The sequence below is a fragment of the Nocardia amamiensis genome, assembly GCF_015477605.1.
In the GTDB taxonomy this organism is placed as follows: Bacteria; Actinomycetota; Actinomycetes; order Mycobacteriales; family Mycobacteriaceae; genus Nocardia; species Nocardia amamiensis_A.
In genome coordinates, this window is record NZ_JADLQX010000127.1 from 1 (window position 1) to 1,855 (window position 1,855).

The 1,855-nt window shown below is 65.8% G+C and carries 1 protein-coding gene; it reads right to left on the minus strand.

Annotated features, from left to right (window positions below):
• Positions 1-154: 154 nt before the first annotated feature.
• The gene (locus IU459_RS37015) at positions 155-1,603 is read right to left on the minus strand and encodes an NF041680 family putative transposase (protein WP_195134236.1); all 1,449 of its coding nucleotides are present in this window, start codon (positions 1,601-1,603) and stop codon (positions 155-157) included.
• Positions 1,604-1,855: the final 252 nt, after the last annotated feature.

The following is a 1,855-nucleotide window of genomic DNA, read 5'->3' on the forward strand; positions in this document are numbered from 1 at the left end:
CGCTCGCACAAACACTTCCGGCTTCCGGGCCACCGGCACCACCTCCACCGGCAGCATCACCGGCAACAGGTCCACGATCAACCCGACACCCGGTTACCGAGGCAACCTACTTGGACAAGGCACTAGCTTGAGTGTTAACCTCTGAGCTGGGTTTTTATCCTGTTCGGCGGGGTCGTGGCCCGGCGGGTTTGGATGGCTTCTGGTTGCTGGGTGTTTTGATGTGCACGTCGTAGCGGGGTGCCGGACGCTTGTTGCGGTGGCCGGCTGGTCGACCGGGTCCGGGTCGGGAGGGTTTCGGTGCGCTGGCGGGACAGGCTGCTTTCCGGCGGAGGTGCCGAAAGCCTCGACGGACACGTGCTGGTGTAAGCCGTTGTGGGGCTGCGGGTTTCTCCCACGGCCGCCGGATGTCGATGGTGAGTTCACGAGCAAGGCGCAGCTGGGTGTAGGCGGCCACAAGCAGCCAGGTCCATCTGTCCGCGGCGGCGGGATCGCGGGGTTTCGGGACGTTCCAGCCCAGAGTTTGTTTGAGCATGCGGAAGGTGTGCTCGATATCGAACCGCCGCAGAAATGCCTGCCACAGCACATCGACCTCGGCGGCATTCAGGTCGACGACCGAATGCCACAACCACACCGGTTTCGGGATGGCGCCACTGGGCAGCCGGTCGACGTCGAGTCGGATCACGGTGCCTTCGATCACCGGCAGCTTCCCGGCCTGGACAGTCCAGGATGATCGATGAGTAAGCCTGGGGTGCAAGCGATTCCATGACCGTGCTGTGGCCGGGCCGTAGAGGCGGGTGTCGGTCGTGACGGCGGTATCGGGCTCACCCCAGGTCGCGGGATCGCCGAAGACGAACTCGCCGCCGTGCCTGGGTGGACGGCCGGTCGTCCCGGGCTGCCATGCGGGTGCGCGGCGGCGCAGGACCCGGTCCGACCGCATCCGGCCCAGCACGGCCACGGGCAGATCTGCCAGCAGGAACGCCAGCCGGGGTGCGTCGTAGCCGGCGTCGGCGACGATCCAGATATCCGGATCACCCCCTCGCCAGTGCCCGGCCTCGATCAGATTGCCGATCACGGTGCGCAGCTGGTCCGCGGTGACCGTGGCGGCCTCGTCACCGGGTGCCAGCCGCACCGCATCCAGTGGCGCGGTCCAAGAACTACGCCCCGACTCCAGAGCGCAGACCACCGAGTACGGCCAGCCGGGAATCATCTGATGAGTGTTCTTGGCGCGCCCGTAGGTGTGACACAGTATCCGCTGCGGGCAGGTATGCGCTTCCGGTCGCAACCAAGAGGTGATGTCCACCGCCAGCACCAACCGGCCGTCCGCGGCCCGCGGCAACGGCACCGAGACCAGCGCCCGCCGCAACCGTGCGATGTCGATCCGACCCCGCTCCAGCGCCGCATACACGCTGCCGTGACCCCGGCGATGCTCGCCAACCAGTGACAGCTCCGGCAATGACCGCACCGGCCCGTCCGCGCACAACACCGCGTCCACCACATCGAATACCGCATCCGCCCGCCGGGGCAGGCACCGATACAACTCCTGCCGGAACGCCGACAGCTCCCCGACCGCACCGGCGCAGCCGGTGTCGTGCACACTGTTCACCGAAGCCCTTGGTTATCGAAAGTCTTTCTGTCGCAAGGAGACATGATCAACCAAGGGCTTCACCCATGATCACCCGGGGTACTGAAAACCCAGCTCAGAGGGTCGGGTGGCCCTGGGGGATCTCGTAAAAAATAACCCTGGAGTTCGTTGGGGTCCGTGCTGACGGTCTCCGTGCTGGACCTGGGGGTTCTCCGTGTTTCGCTGGTTCTTGGCCGTTGTGACTGAACTTCGGATAGCCTGAGCCGATCTCAA